Source organism: Thermohahella caldifontis (assembly GCF_041153465.1).
Classification (GTDB): domain Bacteria; phylum Pseudomonadota; class Gammaproteobacteria; order Pseudomonadales; family Oleiphilaceae; genus Thermohahella; species Thermohahella caldifontis.
The window spans coordinates 2378490-2401247 of the sequence record NZ_CP154858.1; the positions used below are offsets into that span (position 1 = coordinate 2378490).

General features: G+C 63.0%; 19 protein-coding genes. 9 read left to right on the forward strand and 10 right to left on the reverse strand.

All coding sequences use genetic code 11. The features are described from left to right. The first annotated feature begins 20 nt into the window (after positions 1 to 20). Positions 21 to 1049 (forward strand): hypothetical protein, encoded by a 1029-nt coding sequence (locus AAIA72_RS11540; protein ID WP_369600467.1) that lies wholly within the window; start codon positions 21 to 23, stop codon positions 1047 to 1049. Here AAIA72_RS11540 and AAIA72_RS11545 read toward each other — a convergent pair. From AAIA72_RS11545 to AAIA72_RS11565, 5 genes are all read right to left on the reverse strand, one after another. Continuing rightward, positions 1042 to 2484 (reverse strand): aldehyde dehydrogenase family protein, encoded by a 1443-nt coding sequence (locus AAIA72_RS11545; protein ID WP_369600468.1) that lies wholly within the window; start codon positions 2482 to 2484, stop codon positions 1042 to 1044. The two genes, AAIA72_RS11540 and AAIA72_RS11545, sit on opposite strands and share 8 nt — an antisense overlap. Positions 2485 to 2498: 14 nt before the next feature. Further along, positions 2499 to 4145: an acetolactate synthase large subunit gene (locus tag AAIA72_RS11550; protein WP_369600469.1), complete on the reverse strand. Its 1647-nt coding sequence runs from the start codon at positions 4143 to 4145 to the stop codon at positions 2499 to 2501. 76 nt (positions 4146 to 4221) lie between these two features. Then, a complete protein-coding gene (locus AAIA72_RS11555) occupies positions 4222 to 4830 on the reverse strand; it encodes a CAP domain-containing protein (RefSeq protein WP_369600470.1) in 609 nt (202 codons plus the stop codon). A gap of 140 nt (positions 4831 to 4970) precedes the next feature. Then, positions 4971 to 6791 (reverse strand): protein kinase, encoded by a 1821-nt coding sequence (locus AAIA72_RS11560; protein ID WP_369600471.1) that lies wholly within the window; start codon positions 6789 to 6791, stop codon positions 4971 to 4973. A gap of 24 nt (positions 6792 to 6815) precedes the next feature. After that, the gene (locus AAIA72_RS11565; protein ID WP_369600472.1) at positions 6816 to 7625 is read right to left on the reverse strand and encodes a PP2C family serine/threonine-protein phosphatase; all 810 of its coding nucleotides are present in this window, start codon (positions 7623 to 7625) and stop codon (positions 6816 to 6818) included. Positions 7626 to 7758: 133 nt separating this feature from the next. Between AAIA72_RS11565 and AAIA72_RS11570 the strand changes: the two genes are divergently transcribed. Then, on the forward strand, positions 7759 to 8670 hold the full coding sequence (locus tag AAIA72_RS11570; protein ID WP_369600473.1) for an FHA domain-containing protein: 912 nt from the start codon (positions 7759 to 7761) through the stop codon (positions 8668 to 8670). A gap of 4 nt (positions 8671 to 8674) precedes the next feature. Here AAIA72_RS11570 and AAIA72_RS11575 read toward each other — a convergent pair whose 3' ends face one another. Then, positions 8675 to 9928, reverse strand: a complete 1254-nt coding sequence (locus AAIA72_RS11575; RefSeq protein ID WP_369600474.1) for an ABC transporter substrate-binding protein — start codon at positions 9926 to 9928, stop codon at positions 8675 to 8677. A 110-nt stretch (positions 9929 to 10038) separates the two neighbouring features. Here AAIA72_RS11575 and AAIA72_RS11580 point away from each other — a divergent pair, with 110 nt between their 5' ends. The 3 genes from AAIA72_RS11580 (at position 10039) to AAIA72_RS11590 (ending at position 13289) form a co-directional block, all read left to right on the forward strand. Beyond that, positions 10039 to 10947, forward strand: a complete 909-nt coding sequence (locus AAIA72_RS11580) for a cation diffusion facilitator family transporter (RefSeq protein WP_369600475.1) — start codon at positions 10039 to 10041, stop codon at positions 10945 to 10947. Then, positions 10940 to 12151: a multidrug effflux MFS transporter gene (locus AAIA72_RS11585; protein WP_369600476.1), complete on the forward strand. Its 1212-nt coding sequence runs from the start codon at positions 10940 to 10942 to the stop codon at positions 12149 to 12151. The genes AAIA72_RS11580 and AAIA72_RS11585 overlap by 8 nt, the downstream gene beginning before the upstream one ends. Before the next feature lie 88 nt (positions 12152 to 12239). Then, the gene (locus tag AAIA72_RS11590) at positions 12240 to 13289 is read left to right on the forward strand and encodes a GGDEF domain-containing protein (protein ID WP_369600477.1); all 1050 of its coding nucleotides are present in this window, start codon (positions 12240 to 12242) and stop codon (positions 13287 to 13289) included. On the opposite strand, the gene AAIA72_RS11595 is transcribed toward AAIA72_RS11590, so the two are convergent. Genes AAIA72_RS11595 through AAIA72_RS11610 form a run of 4 tightly spaced genes read right to left on the reverse strand, consistent with a single transcriptional unit; the run spans position 13262 to position 19093 of the window. Continuing rightward, complete coding sequence (locus tag AAIA72_RS11595; protein WP_369600478.1) at positions 13262 to 15013, reverse strand: ABC transporter ATP-binding protein; 1752 nt, start codon at positions 15011 to 15013, stop codon at positions 13262 to 13264. The two genes, AAIA72_RS11590 and AAIA72_RS11595, sit on opposite strands and share 28 nt — an antisense overlap. Continuing rightward, positions 15010 to 16746: an ABC transporter transmembrane domain-containing protein gene (locus AAIA72_RS11600; RefSeq protein WP_369600479.1), complete on the reverse strand. Its 1737-nt coding sequence runs from the start codon at positions 16744 to 16746 to the stop codon at positions 15010 to 15012. Before AAIA72_RS11600 ends, AAIA72_RS11595 begins: the two co-directional genes overlap by 4 nt. A 4-nt stretch (positions 16747 to 16750) precedes the next feature. Further along, complete coding sequence (locus AAIA72_RS11605) at positions 16751 to 17599, reverse strand: universal stress protein (RefSeq protein WP_369600480.1); 849 nt, start codon at positions 17597 to 17599, stop codon at positions 16751 to 16753. A gap of 9 nt (positions 17600 to 17608) precedes the next feature. Then, on the reverse strand, positions 17609 to 19093 hold the full coding sequence (locus AAIA72_RS11610) for a SulP family inorganic anion transporter (RefSeq protein ID WP_369600481.1): 1485 nt from the start codon (positions 19091 to 19093) through the stop codon (positions 17609 to 17611). Between the two features lie 295 nt (positions 19094 to 19388). On the opposite strand from AAIA72_RS11610, the gene AAIA72_RS11615 reads away from it, so the two are divergent. From AAIA72_RS11615 to AAIA72_RS11630, 4 genes are all read left to right on the forward strand, one after another. Then, positions 19389 to 20117, forward strand: a complete 729-nt coding sequence (locus tag AAIA72_RS11615; RefSeq protein WP_369600482.1) for a hypothetical protein — start codon at positions 19389 to 19391, stop codon at positions 20115 to 20117. Next, positions 20066 to 20389, forward strand: coding sequence for a hypothetical protein (locus tag AAIA72_RS11620; protein ID WP_369600483.1), 324 nt, complete (start codon positions 20066 to 20068; stop codon positions 20387 to 20389). The genes AAIA72_RS11615 and AAIA72_RS11620 overlap by 52 nt, the downstream gene beginning before the upstream one ends. A gap of 190 nt (positions 20390 to 20579) precedes the next feature. After that, positions 20580 to 21575 (forward strand): hypothetical protein, encoded by a 996-nt coding sequence (locus AAIA72_RS11625; protein WP_369600484.1) that lies wholly within the window; start codon positions 20580 to 20582, stop codon positions 21573 to 21575. Between the two features lie 131 nt (positions 21576 to 21706). Beyond that, the gene (locus AAIA72_RS11630) at positions 21707 to 22702 is read left to right on the forward strand and encodes a hypothetical protein (RefSeq protein WP_369600485.1); all 996 of its coding nucleotides are present in this window, start codon (positions 21707 to 21709) and stop codon (positions 22700 to 22702) included. Positions 22703 to 22758: the final 56 nt, after the last annotated feature.

The following is a 22758-nucleotide window of genomic DNA, read 5'->3' on the forward strand; positions in this document are numbered from 1 at the left end:
ACAAACCCGGTTGAGAGCCCATGAAACGCACGGTCTGGTTACCCGCATCCCTGCTTCTTCTTGTCCTGCTGCTGGCGCTGGCCTTCTGGCGCCCGTCGGCAACGGTGGTCGCCACGGGGACGCCCGAGGTCTCACCCGGGGCCGCGCCCCTTTCGTCGTCCGTCCCGCCGGCATCCTCCATCCCGGATCTGTCGGGCAAACTTGACCCCGCGGCCCTGCAGGCCTTCATTTCCGGCTGGCGCGAGCGCTTTGCGGCCCGCCTGGACCATCCTGTGGGCCAGGTGCGTGCACTGGAGGCGCTGATGCGCTGGCTGCAGTCTGTCTATGGTGAGGACTGGCTGGCCCATGCGCGGGAGTGGCTGATGCAGCTGGCACCGGATCGGGTGGACGCGCTGATGGCGCGGCTGGAACAGTTGGTGGCCTGGCAGGACTGGCTGAAGGCTGAGCGCGATACGCTGGCGACCCTCTCCAAGGCGGAACGACGGGCACGTCTCTGGGCTCAGCGTGAAGCCATCTTTGGCGACGATGCCCGGGTGATCTGGGAGAATCAGTGGCGCAGCGAGCAACTGGACGACCAGCTCTCGGCCATCACTCAGCAACCCCTGCCACTGAGCGCCCGGGTGGATGCCTGGCGCCGGGCCATTGACGAGGTGTACGGCGATGAGGCGGAAGCCGTACGCCAGCGCCATGCCCAGGAGCTGACCGACCGCTTCCTCAATCAGGATGCGGTGCAGCAGGATCTGCAGACCCTGCCGGCCACGGCGCGTTACCAGGTCCTGCGCGGCCTGCGTGCCGCCATGGGCATGGACGAGGCGGCGCTGGAGCGCTGGGAGGCCCTGGACAAGGTGCGTGACGAGCGGGCAGCCAAGGGCCAGGCCTACATGGCCGAACGGGAGCGCCTGGTGAAGGCCCTCTCCGGCCCGGCACTGGAAACCGCGCTGGATGATCTCCGGCGGCGCTACTTCGGGCCCCAGGCCGGGGTGATTGCAAGCGAGGAGGCCAGCGGATTCTTCCGTTTCCGCGAGCCCCGGCGCTACGGCATCAACTGAGACCCTGCTGCGGCTCGCGCACCACCAGCAGGCGGATTTCGGTCATGTCTTCCATGGCGTAGCGGATGCCCTCGCGACCCAGACCCGAGTCCTTGACGCCGCCGTAGGGCATGTGGTCCACGCGCCATGAGGGCACGTCACCGATCACCACGCCGCCCACTTCCAGCACGTCCCAGGCCCGGTACATCTTGTACAGGTCGCGGGTGAAGATGCCGGCCTGCAGACCGAAAACGCTGTCGTTGACCCGGGCCAGCACTTCGTCGAAGTCGGAGAAGCGATCCATCACGGCCACGGGGCCGAAGGCTTCCTTGTCCACCAGGGCGCATCCTTTGGGCACGCCTTCCAGCAGGGTCGCTTCGAGCATGGCGCCCTCGCGCTTGCCGCCACAGAGCAGCGTGCCGCCAGCATCCACCGCTTCGGCAATCCATTGCTCCAGACGTGCCGCTTCGCTTTGTGCAATCATGGGACCGATGAAGGTGTCCTCGTCATGGGGATTGCCCATCCTGAGCGCGCGGGTGGCCGCCACCAGCTTTTCGCGGAAGCGATCATAAATCCGTTCGTGTGCATAGATGCGTTGCACGGAGATGCAGCTCTGGCCACTCTGGTAGAAGGCGCCGATGATGATGCGGTTGACCGCGTCGTCGATATCCGCGTCTTCATCCACCACACAGGCGGCGTTGCCGCCCAGCTCCAGCACCACTTTCTTCTTGCCGGCGCGGGCCTTGAGATCCCAGCCCACTTCGGGCGAGCCGGTGAAGCTGAGCAGCTTGAGGCGTTCGTCGGTGGTGAACAGGTCGGCGCCGTCGCGCTTGCAGGGCAGGATGGAGAACGCCCCTTCCGGCAGGTCGGTCTCTGCCAGCACCTCGCCGATGATGAGCGCGCCTATGGGGGTGCGGCTGGCCGGCTTGAGCACGAAAGGACACCCCACCGCCAGCGCCGGTGCCACCTTGTGTGCGGCCAGGTTGAGGGGAAAGTTGAACGGTGAAATGAAGGAGCAGGGGCCGATGGGCACGCGCCGGGTCATGCCGCGGTAGCCGGCGGCACGGGCGGAGATCTCCATGTCCAGCACCTCGCCGCCCATGCGCACGGATTCCTCGGCGGCGATGCGGAAGGTGTCGATGAGGCGGCTGACCTCGCCGCGGGCATCCTTGATGGGCTTGCCCGCCTCGATGCAGAGGGCATCCGCCAGCTCGGCCTGGCGCTGCGCAAAACGCTGCACACAGTGGTTGAGGATGGCCTGTCGCTGGTAGCTCTTCATCCGGGCCATGGCCGGTGCCGCCTTTTCGGCTGCGGCGATGGCCTGATCAATGGTGGCCGCGTCCGCCAGTGCCACACGGGTGGCCACTTCGCCGGTGTACTTGTCTGTCACCGGCAGATCCGTATTGGCCTGTACCGGCTTGTTGGCCAGGTAGTAGGGATATTCGGGTTTCAGCATGGGGTGTCCTCCTCTCAGAGCGCGGCACTGAGCTCGCGCGTTTCCTCATTCAGTACCCGGTGATTCATGCTGTAGTCCACCGGTATTTCCACCAGATGCACGCCGGGCCGGTTCAGACATTCTTCCAGTGTCGGTCTCAGGCGGCCAGCCGCCGTCACCCGATGACCCTGGGCGCCATAGGCGGCCGCATAGGCCACGAAATCCGGGTTGCCGTAATCGAGGCCAAAGTCATCGAAACGCATGTCTGCCTGCTTCCACTTGATCATGCCATAGGCATTGTCGCGCAGCACCAGGACAATCAGGTGCAGCCCCAGCCGCACGGCGGTTTCCAGCTCCTGACTGTTCATCATGAAGCCGCCGTCCCCGCAGATGGCCATGACCGGCCGCTCCGGATACACCAGCTTGGCGGCCATGGCCGATGGCAGGCCGGCGCCCATGGTGGCAAGGGCGTTGTCAAGCAGCACCGTGTTGGGCAGCCGGGCCTTGTAGTTGCGGGCAAACCAGATCTTGTACATGCCGTTGTCCAGTGCCAGGATGCCTTCATCCGGCATGACCTGACGGACTTCGTGGACGATGCGCTGGGGGTGCATGGGGCAGCGGTCATCGTCACTGCCCTGATGGATGTGTGCTTCAAGATGCGCCTTGACCCGGGCAAAGAAACTGAAGTCCCAGGTTTTCTGGGGCCGGACACGCTGGGTCAGCTGCCAGATGCTGTTGGCGATGTCTCCCACCAGTTCCAGTTGGGGGAAGTACACCGGGTCCACGGTGGCGGAATTGAAATTGACGTGGATGACCCGTGCCCCGGTGGGCTTCATGAAGAAGGGGGGCTTTTCCACCACATCGTGCCCCACGTTGATGATCAGGTCGGCTTCGTCGATAGCCCGGTGCACCAGATCACCGGCCGACAGGGCCGTGTTGCCGATGAACAGGGGATGGTCCTCGTTGACCACCCCCTTGCCCATCTGCGTGGTGACGAAGTGAATCTGCAGGGTGTCCACAAAATCGGTCAGGGCCCGGGAGGCCATCTTGCGGTTGGCACCGGCACCAATGAGCAGCAGCGGCTGGCGCGCTTCCTCGATCATCTTCACGGCGGCGGCAATGGCCTTTTCCTCGGCGATGGGCCGGCGGTGGATGCTGGGCATGAGCGGATCCGCATCCGTGACTTCCCGGGCAATGTCTTCCGGCAGCTCCAGGTGCACCGCTCCTGGGCGTTCTTCTTCCGCCTGCCGGAAGGCTTCGCGGACCCGGCTGGGAATGGTCACGGCACTGACCACCTGGCGGGTGTATTTGGTCAGCGGACGCATCATGTCCACCACGTCCACAATCTGGAAATGGCCCTGCTTGCTGGACTTGATGGGTTTCTGGCCGGTCACCATGAGCATGGGCATGGCACCGAGCTGGGCGTAGGCCGCTGCGGTGACCAGATTGGTGGCTCCCGGCCCGAGTGTGGACAGGCAGACACCGGTCTTGCCCGTCAGCCGGCCCCAGGTGGCGGCCATGAAGCCGGCAGCCTGTTCATGCCGGGTCAGTATGAGCCGGATACGCGAATGTCGCAGTGATTCGAGCAGATCGAGGTTTTCTTCGCCCGGAATACCGAAGATATAGTCCACACCCTCTGCTTCCAGGCAGCGGACAAACAGATCTGACGCTTTGGCTGGCACGCGGAGACCCTCTCTGAACAGTCCATGATGACTGTCAGTCTAGACCCGTACCGGGAAGACCACCAATGAGGATTGGCTATCGGCCTGATTGGCCGGGGGCGGCAAACACCTGAGTCCAGTAGGTGCCGTAGTCCGAGAAGTCATTTCCGGGTTCGAACGCGCTGCCCATTTCCGTGTAGGCCGGACTCATGATGTTGGCACAGTGGCCGGGGCTGTCGAGCCAGCCGCGCATGACCGCCTGAAGATCCGGATAGCCGGCGGCAATGTTTTCGCCGACCGACCGCCAGTCATAACCCTGTGCGCTGACCCGGTCACTGACCCGGAGCCCGTCGCTGCCCGTGTGGGAGAAGAAGTTATGGTCGCGCATGTCACGGGAGTGGGCCCGGGCGGCATCGCGCAGGGCACAGTTGAACGTCAGGGACTGTGTGGCGGTGAAGGCGTCATCACCACAGACGCGGGCCTGGGCCCGGGCGGCATTGACCGCATCCAGCATGGCCTGCTCGGCCTCGGTGGGTTCGCAGACCGGTTGCGATGAACCGGTTTCGCCCGTTTCCTGACCGGAAGCCGGTCCGCCTGTCACCTCACCGGTCTGACCGGCATCGGTGGCGCTGTTGCCGGATACGGCAGGCAGGTCGCATCCTGCGAGCATGAGCACCAGCAAAGTGAGGGCAGACATCCTGAACATGGCAGAATCCTTCTGTATAGGCCTGCCCATGATACCGGATCGGCTTCAAAAGCCCATGCCCTGCGCACCATAATTTGCAAGGATTCACAAACCTGAGCGCCATTGCAATACAATGGCCGAGACCGGCCGATCCGGGCGGTCTAATCCCGTTTCAGCAGATTTGTCGCGTTACGCAGGGTTTCGTCGCTCCACTGTAACACGGCCTTCTCGCCCCCCAGTTGTTGCCACTGTTCCAGCAGCCAGGGCCAGATCACCGAATAGCCATACCCCAACAGGTATTCTTCCGCCACCAGCAGGGTAAAGGCCAGCAATGTGAGCCACCGGCCCCAAGGAATCCGGTAGGCTTCCCGCTCCGCTTTCTTTGCCGCCTGCTGGACGTTTTTCCTGATCTTCCTGGCCTGGCTGGGCGTGATCAGGGTTTTCTGAATCTCGCACAGCTTGCGGATATCCACCAGGGCCTGATCCATGGAGACATAACGCTGGTCGCGGCGCACGGCGACCATTTTCAGCAACACTTCCTGTACGGCTTCATGGAGCTGGGTGAACTTCTTGCTGCGTATCAGTCTGCCGGCCCGGAACTGGGGCGGTTGACCGGTAATGGCGTGAATGGCCACCGCACCGAGGGAAAACAGGTCTCCGGCCGGGGTACCCTTCTCATCCGGCAGGGCATACCAGTTGGGTTCCGGCTCACTGTTGGGATAGTGTGGCTGGAGACCGAAGTCCGTCACCCGGGCCCGGTTGTTGTCACCGATCAGGATATTGGAGGGGCGCAGGTTGCCATGCACAATCCGGTGGCGGTGGGCAAAGGCCAGGGCTTCGGCCACATCCCGCATCCATTCCAGCATCTGCTGCCAGCTCACGGGCACCGCCATCTGTTCTGCCAGCGAGCCCCCGGCCACGTATTCGGAGACAATCACCAGCCCCTGATCACTCTGGGTCACACCCAGCGTGCGGACGATAAACGGATGCTGCAGACGGCTCAGGAGCTTGTTCTCCTTGAACCCCGGCGCCCCCGGCGGCAGCTTCTTGAGGATCAGCAGCTTGCGCTTGGCCTGGTCCTCGTAGAGATAGACACTGCCGTGACGGTCTTCGCGGATCACGTCCAGCAGCTCGAACTGGCTTTCCATGTTGCCGGCAGAAAGCGCCGCCCGGTCACGCTGATCCCGGCTCAGGTGCCCGCCGCGCATGACCTTGAGAAAGGCGTTGCGGATTTCCTCGGCGGAGGCGGGCCGATCGTTGGGGTCCACTTCCAGACAGCGGAGGATGATGTCGTCCACCTCCGGCGGAATCTTCGGTTCCAGTTCGGACGGCCGCTTGAAACGCCCCACCGGCCGGGTGCCGGTAAAGAGCTCGTACATCACCACGCCGAAGGAGTACAGGTCGCTGCGGGCCGTGGCGGCTTCCGCCGAGCGCTGCTGTTCCGGTGACATGTAGGCCACCGTGCCCATCACGTCACCCACCTGCGTGGGCTGGGACGCGGACGCCTGCCGCGAGGGTTCGTAGAAGTGGGCAATGCCGAAATCCACCATGCGGGCATGGCCATCCGCGTCGATCAGGATGTTGCCGGGCTTGATGTCCCGGTGAATGACGCCGTTCTTGTGGGCGTAGGCCAGCGCCTTGCAGACCTGCATCACCACTTCCAGCTTCTTCTGGAAGTCCAGCGCGCCCTTGTTGATGGCCTCTTCCAGCGTCATGCCTTCCACATATTCCATGACAAAGTAGGGACGGCCCTTGCCGGTCACCCCCCGGTCAATGACATGGATGATGTGCGGATGGTTGAGGCGGGCAATGATGAGCGACTCGCGCTCGAACCGCTCCAGAATGTCGGGATAGGCGCTCAGGTTGGCGGACAGGATCTTGATGGCCACAGGCCGCTGCAGCGAGGTCTGGATGGCCTTGTATACTGTGGCCATGCCGCCCTCGCCGAGCTTGCCGACAACCTTGTATCCCTGCCATGCCATGTGCGGATCTGCTCCTCAGCTGCCTCAGTATCCGAAAAAGATCAGTATAAACGCCAGAACCGCGAGCAAAATGCCAAAAACGACATATTGGGCCGGAGAGTCCGGTGGATTCCGATCATGATTGGGTGGAGTGTGGTCCATGCTTGCATCGGTTGCCGGCATGTCCGCCGCCTCCACATCCACCACCAAAACGGTGACATTGTCATCCGCCCCGACGGCCAGGGCGGTGGTCACCAGTTTTTCCGCGGTCCGTTGCGCATCCCGGGGCTGTACCAGCTCGGCAAAGAGCTTGTCCCGCGGCAAGGCCCCGTGAAGGCCATCCGAACAGAGCAGCAGACGTTCGCCGCCACAGAGTGGGAATCGCCCGGTATCCACCTGCAGGCCGTCACCGGGTGCCGCCCCCAGGGCCTGGGTCAGCATGTGCCGGGAAACGGCCGCCCCTTCCCCCAGGAGGCGGGCAACGGTATGGTCTTCCGTCAGTTGCACCAGATGCCGGTCCGACAGCACATAGAGCCGCGAATCCCCGACCCAGGCGTAGTCCAGATGGTCTTCCGTCACCCGTGCCGCCACGAGCGTGGTGGCCGCATCCTCCACACCCAGGGCGTCCTGCAGCATTTCCACGGCCAGATGTGCGCTGCGCACGGCATCCGCCAGCGAAAGCCCTTCCTGTACCGCCTGCCGCAGGGCCAGCAGGGCGCAGGCACTGGCCTGCTCACCGGCACTGCCGCCGCCGACCCCGTCTGCCACGGCAAACAGGGCAAGCGCCGGGTCTGCCAGCCCGTTGTCCTGATTGTCCTGCCTGAGGCCGGTGTCGGTGTGGAAACCCGTCTGCACGCCTGTGTCCCGAGGTGGTTTGACCTGAAGTATAGACCCAGGATTTTGTTTTTACCGTGTTTTTGAAACTGTCCTATACTCCATGTGAAGATGAACAAAACGTACACGCTCGCAGACCAAGAGGACGGGTCACATGCTCAAACTGGTTTTCCCGGATGGCAGCCGCGAAGGGGTCTGGCTGGTGGAGCCACGCATCCGTATCGGCTCCCACGCCAGCAACCAGATCATTCTGGAGGGGCCGGACGTCAGTCCGTTTCACGCCGAGATTCACGTTCGCCCGGACGGCGTGTTCATTCTGGACATGCACTCCAAAACCGGTGTGCTGGTCAATGATCAGCCCATCGAAAAGGCCGCAAGGCTGAAGGAAAACACGCGCCTCAACATCGGCGGTCACGTGCTGGCCATCACCAAGCCCGCCGGCGGCCAGAAAAAGGCCGAAAAGGCAGGCGGTGAGTGGGGGCTGAAGAGCAACGCCAGCTGGCTGCCCCAGAACTACTTTGCGCTGGACGGCACCGTGACCATCGGTCGGGATCCGGAATGCGACATCAGCCTGCCGGTGTCCCACCTTTCCCGGCGCCATTGCCAGCTGACGGTGGCCGGTGCACATCTGCTGATCAAGGATCTGGGCTCCACCAACGGTACCTTCCTAAACGGCGAACAGATCACCGAAGGCCGGGCCAAGCCTGGCGACAAGATCCGCTTTGACGTGATCACCTTTGAAGTGGTGGGACCGCAGATTGATGATGACCGGACTATTGTCCGACCCCAGGCGGCACCTCGCGGTGAGGCGGCAGCTTCCCCCAGGACCGCCCCCGAAAACCGTGAGGCACCAGCCCGCACGGCGGGCCAGCCCAAGGCCCGGGCACCCGCCCGCACCCGGACAGACGCCGCCTCCGGCACGCCGAAGCCCACGGCCTCCGCCGGCCCCAGGGAAATTCCGATCCGCGACGTGGGGGCACGCAGACGCAACTGGCTGCTGGCTGCCGGCGTTTTCGTGGTGGTATTTGGCGCCCTGGCAGCCTGGTACTTCACACAGCAGGGCTGAGCACTCAGTCCGCGGAGGGGGTGGGCTGGCGCAGGTTCCGGCGCACCCTTTCCAGCGTCTGTAACTGCGTTTCCAGCGCCTCCGGTTCACGCACAAAGGCCTGAACCATGGCCAGCATGCCCTCCGCCAGTTCCGCCGGGGCATCGCGGTCAAAGAACTGGGTCAGTTCGCTGGCCTGCGCCAGAATCGCATGGCCCTGTGCGCGCACACGATCTTCCGGAGGGGGCACGGCCCTGAGGGGCGAAAAGGTGCCATATTGAGCATTCAGATAGGCTTGCTGTTCCGGCTCCGCCATGAAGCGGAGAAAATCCAGTGCTGCTTCCCGGTGCGGCGCTCTGGCCGGCATGATGAGAATATCCGTGGGTGCATCCTCCGCACGCGGCACCTCCGGATTCAGATCCGGAAAGGGCAGGAAACCCGAGTCTTCACGGATGGCCTGCGGTATTTCCACCAGTACAAACTGGCCCATGAGCATCATGGGGGCCAGTTTGCGATAGTAGTAAGGCAGTGCACTGCGCCAGTCCATGGCCCCGTGGTTGCGCGGATACAGTCCTTCTGCCAGCCAGTCCGCCCACTGCCGGAACACACGCCGGACCCGGTCATCCGTAAACGGGATCTGCCCTGCGGTCAGCTGTTCGTGAAAGGCCTTGCCATTGAGCCGCAGGTCAAGATAGTCAAACCAGGCCAGCAGCGTCCAGGGTGCCTCACTGCCCAAGGCAAAGGGGGTGTGGCCCGCCTGCCGCAGTGCGCGGATCACCTGATTCAGTTGTGCACCATCTTCCGGCGGTGCCAGCCCCAGTTTGCGAAATACCGACTTGCGATAGAAGATCCCCCAGGGATAGTAGCTGACCGGTACACCCCAGACCTGATCACCGTACCTCACGGTTGTCAGTGCGCTTTTGGTGAAATGATCCGGATTGAGCTGATCGGACAAGGCATCCAGGGGCTGAATCAGTCCGTTGCGAATGAGGCGCCTGAGCCGCTCGCCGCCGAACCAGACCACCACGTCCAGATCCTGCCCGGCGTCACTGAGCAGCGTTTCAATGCGCGCCTTGAACATTTCGTGCGGATAGGCCACGACCAGCACGCGGTGGGTACCCCGGCTGTTGTAGCGGGCGGCCAGCTCGTTGATGGCCTCACGCTGTGCTGCCGACACCGGCATGACCGCCAGATTCAGCGTATCCGCAGCCAGCGCCTGCAGCCCGGGCAACACCCCCAGCGCACAGAACACCAGAACCACGCCTCGCCACATCTCCATTGGTATGTCCCCGGACTCACCCCATGTACGTCCTTTAAGGTATAGTTCACTTTTCGACGGCCCGCCTCCGGGCACACACCACACATCAGACGAAAAAGGGAAGCACGTCAATGTCTGCCGACGCCAGTTCGATCAAGTCCGTTCTCTATGCGCTCAGCGCCAATCTGGCCATCGCCATCGCCAAGCTCGTCGCCGCCCTGATCACCGGTGCCACCTCCATGATGGCCGAAGCCGTGCACAGCTTTGCGGACAGCGGCAATCAGGTGCTGCTGCTCTGGGGCATGCGCCAGGCCAAACGCCCGCCGTCCCCGGAGCATCCGCTCGGCCACGGCAAGGCGGTCTATTTCTGGTCCTTCATTGTGGCCATCATGCTCTTCTCCATGGGAGGTCTGTATTCCGTCTACGAGGGTTGGCACAAGCTTTCCGCGCCGGAACCCATTACGTCACCGTGGCTCGCCATTGGCGTGCTCATCTTCGCCATTGTCGCCGAAGGCCTCTCCCTCGCCGGCTGCATCCGCGAGGTGAACAAGGAACGGGGCGACCGCCCGTTCAGCCAATGGTTCCGCGAGACGCGCACCAGCGAGCTGCTGGTGGTGTTCGGAGAGGATCTGGCCGCCCTTCTGGGGCTTTCGTTCGCGCTCTGTGCCATGGCCGTGGCCATGGTGACCGGCAACCCCATGTACGATGCACTGGGCAGTATCGCCATCGGCATCCTGCTGCTGGTGATTGCCGTCATGGTGGGCGCCGAGGTCAAGGCGTTGCTGATCGGCCAGGGGGTGGAGCCCGCCCGCCGCCAGGCCATGCTGACCTGGCTGGAAGCCCAGCCCGAAGTCGCCGGCGTGTTCAACATGGTGACCCTGCAACTGGGAAACGATGTCATGGTGGCGGTCAAGGCACGCATGGCGGCTCAGCCGTCGGATACGGCCCTGGTGGAAGCCATCAATGCGGTGGAAGACCGCATGCAGGCCGCATTCCCCGACATCATGTGGCTGTTCTTCGAGCCTGACCTGCGTGACTGAAACCACCTCCCGTCGCGGCCAGCCCGCCCTGACCCTCGCTGCGGCGCTGCTGGTCATGCTGGGCCCGTTCAGCATTGATGCCTACCTGCCCGCCTTTCCCGCCATCGAGCAGCACTATGGGGTCAGCCGGGCCCTGCTCAGCCAGTCTCTGGCCGGCTATCTGTTTGCTTACGCGGGCGGCATGCTGATCTGGGGGCCGGTAGCGGACCATTACGGTCGCAAGGCCACGGTCATCACCAGCCTCATTCTTTTTGCACTGGCCTCGCTGCTCTGTGCACTGGCCCCGGGCTTTACGCTGTTCCTCACCGGCCGCGTGCTGCAGGGGCTGGCGGCTAGCGGCAGCACGGTCGGCAGCCGGGCAATGATCCGCGATGCCCACTCCGCGACCGGGGCCCAACGGGCCATGTCCCAGGTGATGATGGTGTTTACCCTGGCGCCGGTCATGGCTCCGCTGGCAGGCGGCTGGCTGGTGGCCCATCTGGGCTGGGCCAGCATCTTTGTGGCGCTGGTGGTCTACAGCCTGCTGCTGGCGGCCGGCCTGGCCCGCTGGCTTCCGGAAACCCTGCCCCGTCATGCCCGCCAGTCCCTGGCCTTCGGCAAGGTCTTCGCCACCTATCGGGGAGCCCTGATGCTGCGCCCCTTCCGGTTGCTGCTGGTGACAGGTACCTGCACCTTTGCGGCCTTTTTCCTCTACATCGCCGGTGCACCGACAGTCATCTTCGACATCCTGGGCCTTGCGGAAACCGATTTCCTCTGGCAATTCGGGCCCATGGTGTCCGGCATGTTCCTGGGCTCCCTGGTTTCCCAGCGCGTGGCCAGCCGTTACGGCCCCGTCATGGCCGTCCATCTGGCCCTGGGCATCAGTGCGGTGGCCATCCTGTTCAATCTGGTCCAGAGCCTGTTGTGGCCGCCCACCCTGCCCACGGTCATCGGCCCGCTGGTACTCATGGCCTTTGCCATCGCGCTGCTGCTGCCCGGCATCACGGTGCAGCTGCTGGACTGCCTGCCGCACCACCGGGGCGCAGCGGCTGCCGTGCAGGGATTCAGCCAGATGGGTGCCAATGCTCTGAGTGCCAGTCTCCTGTTGCCCGCGCTCGGTGCTCATCTCACTCATTTTGCGCTGGCCCAGATCGGGCTCTTGAGTCTCGCCCTGACGTGCTGGGTTATGCACAGGAAATTGTCAAACTCTGTCAGCCCCGCATGAAGGCCGTCACAGTCTGACGCACGCATTTGGTGCTTTTCCGTCCAGCGTCTATGCTTTCCGAATAAGAAAGAGGACGGATCGGTACACCATGTGGCAACGCTTTAAGGACGATTTCAGACTTTCCGTGATGATGCTGCTCGGCGCCTGCGCCGTGTTCGGTATCACCCCCTTTGCCATCCTGCGCTTCTACCAGCACAACACGGCCGCCGGCATGGCGGACATCACCGTGCTGACGCTGATCATCCTCACCAACATCTACGCCTGGCGAACCGGGGATACTCGGCGGGCCGGCCCGGCCCTGGCCCTGTTCACCTGTACGGGCGCCGTGGTGGTATCCGCGATTCTCGGGGATTTTGGTGTGTTCTGGATGTTCCCGGCCCTGCTGGTCAGCTTTTTCCTGGCCCGGCCGACCCATGCTGTCGCCATCAATGCAACCGCCCTGATGGTACTGGCCCTGTACGGCAAACCCTTCCCCACACTCCAGCACCTGTACTCGTTCATGGCCACGGCCATCATCGTCAGCGTCTGTTCGTGGATCTTTGCCATCCGCCACGAAAGCCAGCGCCAGATGCTCGAGGAACTGGCCAGCCGGGATGCCCTGACCGGCGCTCACAACCGCCGCTCAATGGAAGAGGCGCTGAGACTGGCCACGGAATCCTTCGCCCGGGTAGGCACCCCGCAGGCACTGGTGATGATCGACCTGGATCACTTCAAGCAGATCAACGATACCTGGGGCCATGCAGAGGGGGATGCGGTGCTGGTGGAGTGTGCCCGGCTGCTCCGTGATCATACCCGCGCCTCGGATCTGCTTTTCCGCTTCGGGGGTGAGGAATTCGTACTGCTCATGCCCGGCATCAGCCCTGCCGGCGTGCGTTCGGTGGTCACCACACTGCACCGGGTCATCAGTGAAAACCTGACCTCACCAGGTGGCCCGGTAACAGCCTCCTTTGGTGTGGCCATGCTTTTGCCGGGGGAGAGCTGGCAGGCGTGGCTGTCCCGGGCCGACGAGGCCCTCTACCAGGCCAAGGAAAGCGGCCGCAACTGCATCGTCATCGACGAGCCGGAAATCGACTTTCGTTCCCTCAAGGGCAGTCATGCCACCACGTCCGGTCAGTCCGGCAAGGCCGAGGCATCCTGACTGAGCCGCTGCAACTGCTCCAGACGGGCATAGAGACCGCCCTGCCGGAGCAGGACGTCATGCGTTCCCCTTTCCGCAATGCGGCCATGGTGCATGACCACAATCTGGTCCGCTGCCCGGATGGTGGAGAGCCGGTGGGCAATGATGATCAGGGTGGATTCTCCCCGCAGCGCCTCGATGGCACGCTGCACCGCCGCTTCCGTGGCGCTGTCCACCGTGGCCGTGGCCTCGTCCAGTATCAGCAGATCCGGCCGCCGCAGCAGCGCACGGGCCAGAGCCAGCAGGTGCCGCTCCCCGTTTGACAGCGCATGTCCACGGGCACCGATTTCCGTATCCAGCCCCCGCGGCAGCCGGTTCAGCAGGCTGCCCAGCCCGGCCTGCTCACAGGCGAGCACCAGCGCAGGACCGGGCCAGTCATCCCCCAGACTCAGGTTCTCCCTCAGGCTGGCATTGAACAGGAAGGGTTCCTGCTCCACCATCATGACGCGCCGGCGCAGCCGGGCTTCGGGAATGTCCGCCAGCGGCTGCCCGCCCAGGCAGATCACTCCGGAGTCCGGCAGATAGAACCGCATGAGCAACTGGGCCAGCGTGGACTTGCCACTGCCGGTACGACCGACGATGCCGGTCATGGAGCCGGGCGGACAATGGAGGTCCACGCCCTGCAGCACGGGTTCCCCGGACTGGTAGCCGAACCGGACATTCTCCATCCGGACCTCGTGCAGCGGCACATCCGGCAAATCCGTATCCGAAGGCCGGCGCTCTCGCGGACGGTCGATGAGTTCGAATACCCGACCACCGGCCACCATGGCCTGCTGAAACACGTTCAGGCGCTGGGTGATCTCGATCAGGGGCTCCACCACCCGTCCCAGGTAGTTGATGAAGGCATACAGCACACCCACTTCTACCACCCCGCCAAGGCTCTGCCAGCCAAAGGTCGCCAGCACCCCCACCAGGATCAGGGCACTGATGAGATCCATCAGCGCACGCAGCAGCAGGGCATCAATGCGCACATTCTTCATGCGCGTGCGGTAATAGCGTTCGTTCAGTTCGGCAAAGCGGCGGATGAAATCGGACGTGCGGCCACTCTGCTGGATGACGGTCATCCCTTCCAGGGACTCATGAATCTGGCCATTGAGCTCCGCCAGGCGCTGACGCAGGCCTGTCACCACCGGTGCCGCCAGTTTCTGATAGGTCCACATGGCCGCAAACACCAGCGGCACCAGCAGGCTGGCCACGGCCATGAGGCGCAGGTCGAGCCAGGCCATCATGACCAGCACGCCCAGCACCAGCAGACCGTTGCTGATGACAGTGGACAGCACATGCACGAACAGTTCCTTGATGGCTTCGGTATCCTGAGTGACCCGTGCCACCAGATGTCCGGTGGACGAGCGGTCAAAGAAGGCCACCGGTTGACGCATCAGGGCCCCGAAGGCCTCCACACGTACGCCTTCCACCACCTTGAGGGCAAGCAGGTTGAACACCACCCCTTCCCGGTAGCGCAACAGGGCACCCAGCCCCAGTGCCAGCAGATACCCCGTCAGCAGCATACCCACCCCCGGTGCCCAGTGGACACCGGCGGTCAGGTACTCATCCACATAGTGCTTGATGAGGTAAGGGCCGGCCACCTCCGCGGCCGTGGCACCCAGCAGGGCCAGCATGCCCAGCACCCAGAGGCGGCGGCGCGAGAGACTGCGGCGCAACAGACGAGCCAGTACCGGATTCATGGCTTATCCTCCAGTCTGGCTTCCAGTTGCTGCAGGGCATGCACCCCCGCATACCATCCACCGGCAGCCACCAGCGCTGCATGGCTGCCCCGCTCCAGTACCTGCCCGCGGTCGAGCACGAGAATTTCATCCGCATGGCGCAGGGCCGAGAGCCGGTGGGACACGATCAGGGTCGTGAGGCCACGGCGCGCCCGGAGCCCCCGTAGAATCTGGTGTTCCGTCGCCGCATCCACCGCCGACAGGGTGTCATCCAGCACCAGGATCCGTGCCGGTGCCAGCAGGGCCCGGGCCAGGGCAATCCGCTGCTTCTGACCGCCGGAGAGGGTCACGCCCCGTTCGCCCACCGGCGTATCGTAGCCTTGGGGAAAGGCGAGAATGTCGTCGTGAATGGCAGCCAGCCGGGCGGCCGCTTCCACGTCGGCCTGACTGGCGTCCGGCGCGGCCAGCATCAGATTTTCCCGGACCGTCGCCGAAAACAGAAAAGGCTCCTGAGGCACCCAGGCAAAGGCAGCGCGCAGGGCCTCCAGGGTGTACCGGTCAATGGGAATGCCGCCCCAGCGGATATCTGCACCGGGGGCTTCCTCCAGACGCATCAGCAGTCTCAGCAGGGTACTCTTGCCGGCACCGGTGGGGCCGGTCAGACCCAGCACACCGCCTTCGCGCAGGGTCACATGGATATCCTCCAGCACGGTCATGTCTCCCAGCCGGTATTCCGGGATGTCTGCCTGAAGGTCCGCTTTTGTCAGCGCCGTCACGGTTCCCGTATCGGCGATGGCCGGTTCGATGGCCAGCACCTGCTGAATCCGCGCCCAGGCCGCCCGCCCGCGCTGGGCAATGCTGAGCATCCAGCCAAAGGCAAAGGCGGGCCAGATCAGAAACCCCAGGTACATGGTGAAACTGGTGAGCTGACCGAGCGTGAAGGTACCCTCCACCACCTTCCAGCCACCGTAACCCACAGCCAGCAGGAAGGACAGCCCGACCACGACCACAATCAGCGGGGTATAGAGAGTTTCGTAGCGGGCCGCTTCCAGGCTTGCCCGGGTACTTTCACGCGCCAGCCCCGCAAAGGCTTCCGCCACCTGTGCCTCCCGGCCCAGACCCCGGACGGTGCGCAGTCCGCTCAGGGTTTCCTGGGTCAGGTCGGTCAGGTCACTGTACCGGGCCTGACCTACACCGAATGCCCGGTGCAGGCGCTCTCCGATCCAGTACATGATGATGCCGGCCACCGGCCAGGGAATCAGGGCGACCAGCGTCAGGTCCCAGCTCAGGGTGGTGGTCATGACCGCCAGCACAATAATGCCTGTGAGCAGCCCGTCGAAAGCGGCCAGCACGCCTTCTCCGGCCGTCATCTGCATGGCGTCCACGTCGCTGGTGGCCCGGGTCATCAGGTCCCCGATGCGCTGGTCCCTGAAATTGGCGGGGGACAGGCGCGTCCAGTGGCGGTAGAGCTGGTTGCGCAGATCCCGGGCCAGCCGGTGCGAGGCACCAAACAGGTACACACGCCAGAGTATGCGCAGGACATAGACCACCAGTGCAATGCCGGTGAGCAGGGCCAGGCGCTCGAAGAGCTGTTCCGGGGTCAGCGTCCCGGCCACGATGGCATCCACCAGCTGGCCGGTGATGCGCGGCGGGATCATGAGCAGGCCCGCCACACACAGCAGGCAGAAGGAGGCAATCAGGTAGGCGCGGGCGTTGGCACGGAAAAAACCGCGCAGTTGCCAGAACACGCCCATCGCGCTACCTCAGGATCAGCAGGGGAGCGCGTGAGGTCATGAGCATACGGGTGGTATGGCTGCCCACCAGCCACTGACGGATGCGCGAATGGCCGTACGCGCCCATGACCATGAGATCGGGCGTATGCGCCAGTTGCCAGGTGATGAGTGCATCTTCCACATCGCCGCCGAGCAATTCGCCGCGTGCGTAAATCCCGCCCTCCTGCAGACGATCCACCGCGCGCTCCAGCCGGGCCATGCGGGCATCCGAGTCCTCTCCCACCATGACCACGGTCGCACTGAGTCCTCTTGCCCAGCCGTGATCGGCCAGCCGTTCAATCAGTGCGTCGCCCTGCTCGCTGCCGTCATAGGCCACCATGATGCGCTCGGGTGTCCGGAACGGCCCGGTCATCATCAGAATGGGCACATGCAGCCCGCGCACCACGGTTTCCACATGAGAACCGAGTGCCACGGGGGCCGCAGCATGATCCTCGCCCCGGCGCCCCAGAATGACCAGCGCCGTCTGATCCGCCTGCTCCTGCAGGGCCTCAAGCAGGGACGCATGACGCTGAAGCAGCGTCACCCCGGTCACACCCCGGCTGTTAAGGTGCGCCTCGGCCGCCTTGAGCATCGCCTTGCCATGCTGCAGCTCCAGACGCTGGCGCTGTTCCTCCAGGGCCGTCAACTCGTCCAGCAGGTGCTCCTGACTGCCCAGCCCGATGGCACCGGACAGGTCCGCACGCGCCGGCGTTACCCCCTTCTCCAGCGCATGCAGCACCACCACCGGTGCCTCAAGGCGCTGGTGTGCCCAGGCCGCCGCTTCACAGACCGGTTGAGCCAGATCCGAACCATCTATACAGGCCACAATATGCATGGCAGCTCCTCAATGTCCGCCGAGCAGATCCGCCTGCCCGGGCTTGTCATGTACGCCAAAGCGGTCCACCAGGGTCGCGCTCGCCTCGTTCAGTCCCACGGTGGTCACCGCCGTACCCTCGCGCCGGAACTTGATGACCACCTTGTCCAGTGCGGCCACGGCCGTGATATCCCAGAAGTGGGCACGGGAAAGGTCGATTGTGACATGCTCCAGTGCCTCTTTGAAGTCGAAGGCGGAAATGAAATCCTCGGCGGAGGCAAAGAACACCTGGCCGCGGACGATATAGGTCCGGGCGTCGCCACCGGCTTCTGCCTCCGAGTCCACCCGCATGTAACGGCCGATCCGGTGAGCAAAGAACAGGGCCGAAAGCAGCACCCCGACGCCCACGCCCAGCGCCAGATTGTGGGTAAAGACCACCACCAGCACCGTCGCCACCATGACGATGGAGCTGGAAGGCGGCAGCTTGCGCATGTCGCGCAGGGACGTCCAGGAGAAGGTACCGATGGAGACCATGATCATGACCGCCACCAGTGCCGCCATGGGGATGCGGCGGATCCACTCGTCCATGAACACCACCATGATGATGAGCAGCACGCCCGCCATGAAGGTGGACAGACGCCCGCGGCCACCGGATTTCACGTTGATCACCGACTGGCCGATCATGGCACAGCCCGCCATGCCGCCCATGAGGCCGGACACGATGTTGGCCAGGCCCTGACCGCTGCACTCCCGGTTGCGGTCGGACGTGGTGTCCGTCAGATCATCCACAATGGTCGCTGTCATCAGGGATTCCAGCAGGCCCACCGCTGCCAGGCCCAGTGAATAGGGCAGGATGATGGCGAGGGTGTCCAGATTGAGCGGCACCTCCGGCCAGAGGAAGACAGGCAGGGCATCGGGCAGCTCGCCCATGTCACCCACCGTGCGCACCTCCAGCCCCAATGCCAGGCTGACTGCAGTCAGGATGAGGATGCACACCAGCGGTGACGGCACCCACTGCCCCACCCGGGGGAGCAGCGGAAACAGGTAGATGATGGCCAGTCCGGCCAGCGTCAGCGCATAGACATGCCAGGTCACGCCGGTCAGTTCCGGCAACTGGGCCAGGAAGATCAGAATTGCCAGCGCATTGACAAAGCCCGTCACCACCGAACGGGACACAAAGCGCATCAGGGAACCGAGCCGCAGCACGCCGGCCAGAATCTGGATCACGCCCGTCAGCACTGTGGCAGCAAGCAGATACTGCAGGCCATGTTCCTTCACCAGCGTGACCATGAGCAGGGCCATGGCACCGGTGGCCGCAGAAATCATGGCAGGCCGGCCTCCGGCAAAGGCGGTCACCACGGCAATGCAGAACGAGGCGTAGAGCCCGACCTTGGGGTCCACCCCCGCAATGATGGAAAAGGCGATGGCTTCCGGAATCAGGGCCAGGGCCACGACCAGACCGGCCAGGATATCGGCACGGCTGTTGCCGAACCATTGTTGCATGTAACTGGGCATTGAAAATCTCTTGGACAGGTTGAAACCAGGATGCCCCGCAGGGCAAGGCGGGAGGTGTTCATGGGCGTGTTGTTATTGGCATGGCTTCGGCCCCCCGGGGCCGAAGGGCGCACATCATACCAGAAAGTGCGCGAGGGCGTAAATTCCGGGTCAGCTCCGAAAGGGGGTCACCCCCCTGCTGTTGATCCCGCACTCGCTTTCCTGCCGGGGCTGACAGTCAAGCTCCCGGGTATTCCAGTCCGACAGACCGTTCCGGTATACTCCGTATCAGGATGATCAGACCGGACAGGATGCCATGACACCCCCCAGGGACACAGCCAGCGACCCTCTGGCCAGGGATCACAAAGCCTATCTGCAAACAGCCCGCCAGTGGCTAAACCGCTACTTCAGGTGGGTCACCATCGGGAGTTTTCCCCTGGCCCTGCTGGTACTGATTCTCATACGCGAACCTGGCCCACGCGTGGAGCTGGCTCTCACCTTGATATCCCTGTTCATGTTCGGCATGTTTGCCAAAGGCGCCCGGGTGTGCTGGATGATCCTGAGTACCGGGCCCAGGGATCACCCTGCGCGGGCATGGGCAGGCCCGAGCTTCGTGATGTGTCTGGTCGTGAGCCTGTTCACATCCCTCCTGGCAGCCCGTTTCGTCTATCTGACCCTCACCACTCCCTTTCAGTGGCGGGCGGATGTGATTGTCGAGCATGATGCCCGCTACGATGTGGCGGCTGAGCTCATCAGCCTCTATGGCCCCGAAGTGGTAGAGGTCATCCCGGAATCTGATGGTCGCACGAGAAAACGGACCCGCCTCCGGCTGGGCGAAACCACACCGAGGTCCGGCATGCTCAGTGTGATGTTAATTGGTAAACGGGGAAGCAATGAGTTTCTTGAAAAACTGGGCGCCCTGAAAGGGCGTGACGATTACCCCTCCCAGGCCATCATCGAGCGGGAAGGTGTTTACAGGGAAGCGGCAGGGCAGTGTGTTTTTCCCTGCACAAACCTCTGCCCAGAGATTATCAGGATTACCTGACGCGTGAACTGGGGGTTCAGTTCGGTACGTTCGAGGGGCAGCCGGTGGTGTTCGGAAAGGGCTGGATTTCCTGGGAGGGTGATAAAAAGGAAGGAAACCGTTGCTACAGTACATTCGATCAGTATGGTAGCGTAGCCTATGCAGTTTTTGCTGCACTATCCTATCCCTACCTGTACTTCCGGAACGATCTGTATCGCCTCAGCTCCAAGGCCCGGCGTCATTATTATTTCAGCTGGTCAAACCTGCTGGACAGCTGGGACCGCATTATCTGAAAACCTGACCAGACGGAATCGCCGCTCCCGGCCGGGCACGCTTGCCGGCCCCAGCGGGGCCACTCCGCCCATGCCCTTGATCCCGCACTCGCTTTCCTGCCGGGGCTGACAGCCAAGCTCCCGGGTATTCCAGTCCGACAGACCGTTCCGGTATACTCCGTATCAGGATGATCAGACCGGACAGGATGCCATGACACCTCCCAGGGACACAGCCAGCGACCCTCTGGCCAAGGATCACAATGCCTATCTGATGGCTGCACTGAAGTGGCCTCACCGCTGCTTCAGATGGATCGCCATCTGGAGTACCCCTCTGGCCCTGCTGGTGCTGTTTGTCATGCCCGGCCCGAGCGCTGAACTGTCCATCACCTTCACTTGCCTGTTCATGTTCAGCATGTTCATCTCCGGGGCCTGGGGGCGCTGGCAGATTCTGCGTGCCTGGCCCAGGGATCACCCCTGGCGGGCATGGGCAGGCCCGAGCTTCGTGATGTGCCTGGTCGCGGGTCTGTTCACATCCCTCCTGCCGGCCCGGTTCGTCTATCTGACCCTCACCGCTCCCTTCCAGTGGCGGACAGATGTGATTATCGAGCATGACGCCCGCTACGATGTGGCGGCTGAGCTCATCAGCCTCTATGGCCCCGAAGTGGCAGAGGTCATCCCGGAATTTGATGGTCGCACGAGAAAACGGACCCGCCTCCGGCTGGGCGAAACCACACCGAGGTCCGGCATGCTCAGTGTGATGATAATTGGTAAACGGGGAGGCAACGAGTTCCTTGAAAAACTGGGCGCCCTGAAAGGGCGTGACGACTACCCCTCCCAGGCCATCATCGAGCGGGAAGGTGTTTACAGGGAAGCGGCAGGACAGTGTGTTTTTCCCCTGCACAAGCCTCTGCCCAGAGATTATCAGGATTACCTGACGCGTGAACTGGAGGTTCAGTTCGGTGTGTTCGAGGGGCAGCCGGTGGTGTTCGGAAAGGATTGGATATACCCAAACGAGTCCAAAGAAGGTGAGCCTTGTTACAACGACTGGGAGTATTATGCAGCCGGCATACCCTATGCGGTATTTGCCGCACTATCCTATCCTTACCTGTACTTCCGGAACGATCTGTATCGCTTTGACGCAGAGGACAGGCGTTACTACGATTTCAGCTGGTCAAACCTGCTGGACAACTGGGACCGCATTATCTGAGAACCTGACCAGTGCGCTTGATCCCGCACTCGCTTTCCTGCCGGGGCTGACAGTCAAGCTCCCGGGTATTTCAGTCCGACAGACCGTTCCGGTATACTCCTCATCAGGATGATCAGACCGGACAGGATGCCATGACACCTCCCAGGGACACAGCCAGCGACCCTCTGGCCAAGGATCACAATGCCTATCTGATGGCTGCACTGAAGTGGCCTCACCGCTGCTTCAGATGGATCGCCATCTGGAGTACCCCTCTGGCCCTGCTGGTGCTGTTTGTCATGCCCGGCCCGAGCGCTGAACTGTCCATCACCTTCACTTGCCTGTTCATGTTCAGCATGTTCATCTCCGGGGCCTGGGGGCGCTGGCAGATTCTGCGTGCCTGGCCCAGGGATCACCCCTGGCGGGCATGGGCAGGCCCGAGCTTCGTGATGTGCCTGGTCGCGGGTCTGTTCACATCCCTCCTGCCGGCCCAATTCATATATCTGACCCTCACCGCTCCCTTCCAGTGGCGGACGGATGTGATTGTCGAGCATGACGCCCGCCACGATGTGGCGGCTGAACTCATCAGCTTCTTTGGCCCCGAAGTGGTAGAGGTCATCCCGGAATTTGATGGTCGCACGAGAAAACGGACCCGCCTCCGGCTGGGCGAAACCACACCGAGGTCCGCCTACCTGAGCATGTACATCATCCGCAAGCGTTTCGGCAACATGTACACTAACAGGATTGACGCCCTTTCGGGACGTGATGACTACCCCTCCCAGGCCATCATCGAGCAGGAAGGTGTTTACCGGGAAGCGGCAGAGCAGTGTGTTTTTCCCCTGCACAAGCCTCTGCCCAAAGATTACCAGGATTACCTGACGCGTGAACTGGGGGTTCAGTTCGGTGTGTTCGAGGGGCAGCCGGTGGTGTTCGGAGAGGGCTGGATTTCCTGGAAGGATGATAAAAAGGAAGGAAGCCGTTGCTACAGTACATTCGATCAGTATGGTAGCGTGGCCTATGCAGTTTTTGCTGCACTATCCTATCCTTACCTGTACTTCCGGAGCGATCTGTATCGCTTTCACACCGAGGCCAGGCGTTACTACGATTTCAGCTGGTCAAACCTGCTGGACAGCTGGGAAAATATGATCTGAGCCTTGAAAGAAACGCCCGAGCGTGCTTCCACGAGACATTCAAACGAACCGCTGAT

Bases quoted from the DNA above. Each gene is read 5' to 3' on its own strand.
- AAIA72_RS11540 (WP_369600467.1), top strand. From the start codon at position 21: ATGAAACGCACGGTCTGGTTACCCGCATCCCTGCTTCTTCTTGTCCTG.
- AAIA72_RS11545 (WP_369600468.1), bottom strand. From the start codon at position 2,484: ATGCTGAAACCCGAATATCCCTACTACCTGGCCAACAAGCCGGTACAG.
- AAIA72_RS11555 (WP_369600470.1), bottom strand. From the start codon at position 4,830: ATGTTCAGGATGTCTGCCCTCACTTTGCTGGTGCTCATGCTCGCAGGA.
- AAIA72_RS11560 (WP_369600471.1), bottom strand. From the start codon at position 6,791: ATGGCATGGCAGGGATACAAGGTTGTCGGCAAGCTCGGCGAGGGCGGC.
- AAIA72_RS11570 (WP_369600473.1), top strand. From the start codon at position 7,759: ATGCTCAAACTGGTTTTCCCGGATGGCAGCCGCGAAGGGGTCTGGCTG.
- AAIA72_RS11575 (WP_369600474.1), bottom strand. From the start codon at position 9,928: ATGGAGATGTGGCGAGGCGTGGTTCTGGTGTTCTGTGCGCTGGGGGTG.
- AAIA72_RS11580 (WP_369600475.1), top strand. From the start codon at position 10,039: ATGTCTGCCGACGCCAGTTCGATCAAGTCCGTTCTCTATGCGCTCAGC.
- AAIA72_RS11590 (WP_369600477.1), top strand. From the start codon at position 12,240: ATGTGGCAACGCTTTAAGGACGATTTCAGACTTTCCGTGATGATGCTG.
- AAIA72_RS11595 (WP_369600478.1), bottom strand. From the start codon at position 15,013: ATGAATCCGGTACTGGCTCGTCTGTTGCGCCGCAGTCTCTCGCGCCGC.
- AAIA72_RS11600 (WP_369600479.1), bottom strand. From the start codon at position 16,746: ATGGGCGTGTTCTGGCAACTGCGCGGTTTTTTCCGTGCCAACGCCCGC.
- AAIA72_RS11605 (WP_369600480.1), bottom strand. From the start codon at position 17,599: ATGCATATTGTGGCCTGTATAGATGGTTCGGATCTGGCTCAACCGGTC.
- AAIA72_RS11610 (WP_369600481.1), bottom strand. From the start codon at position 19,093: ATGCCCAGTTACATGCAACAATGGTTCGGCAACAGCCGTGCCGATATC.
- AAIA72_RS11615 (WP_369600482.1), top strand. From the start codon at position 19,389: ATGACACCCCCCAGGGACACAGCCAGCGACCCTCTGGCCAGGGATCAC.
- AAIA72_RS11625 (WP_369600484.1), top strand. From the start codon at position 20,580: ATGACACCTCCCAGGGACACAGCCAGCGACCCTCTGGCCAAGGATCAC.
- AAIA72_RS11630 (WP_369600485.1), top strand. From the start codon at position 21,707: ATGACACCTCCCAGGGACACAGCCAGCGACCCTCTGGCCAAGGATCAC.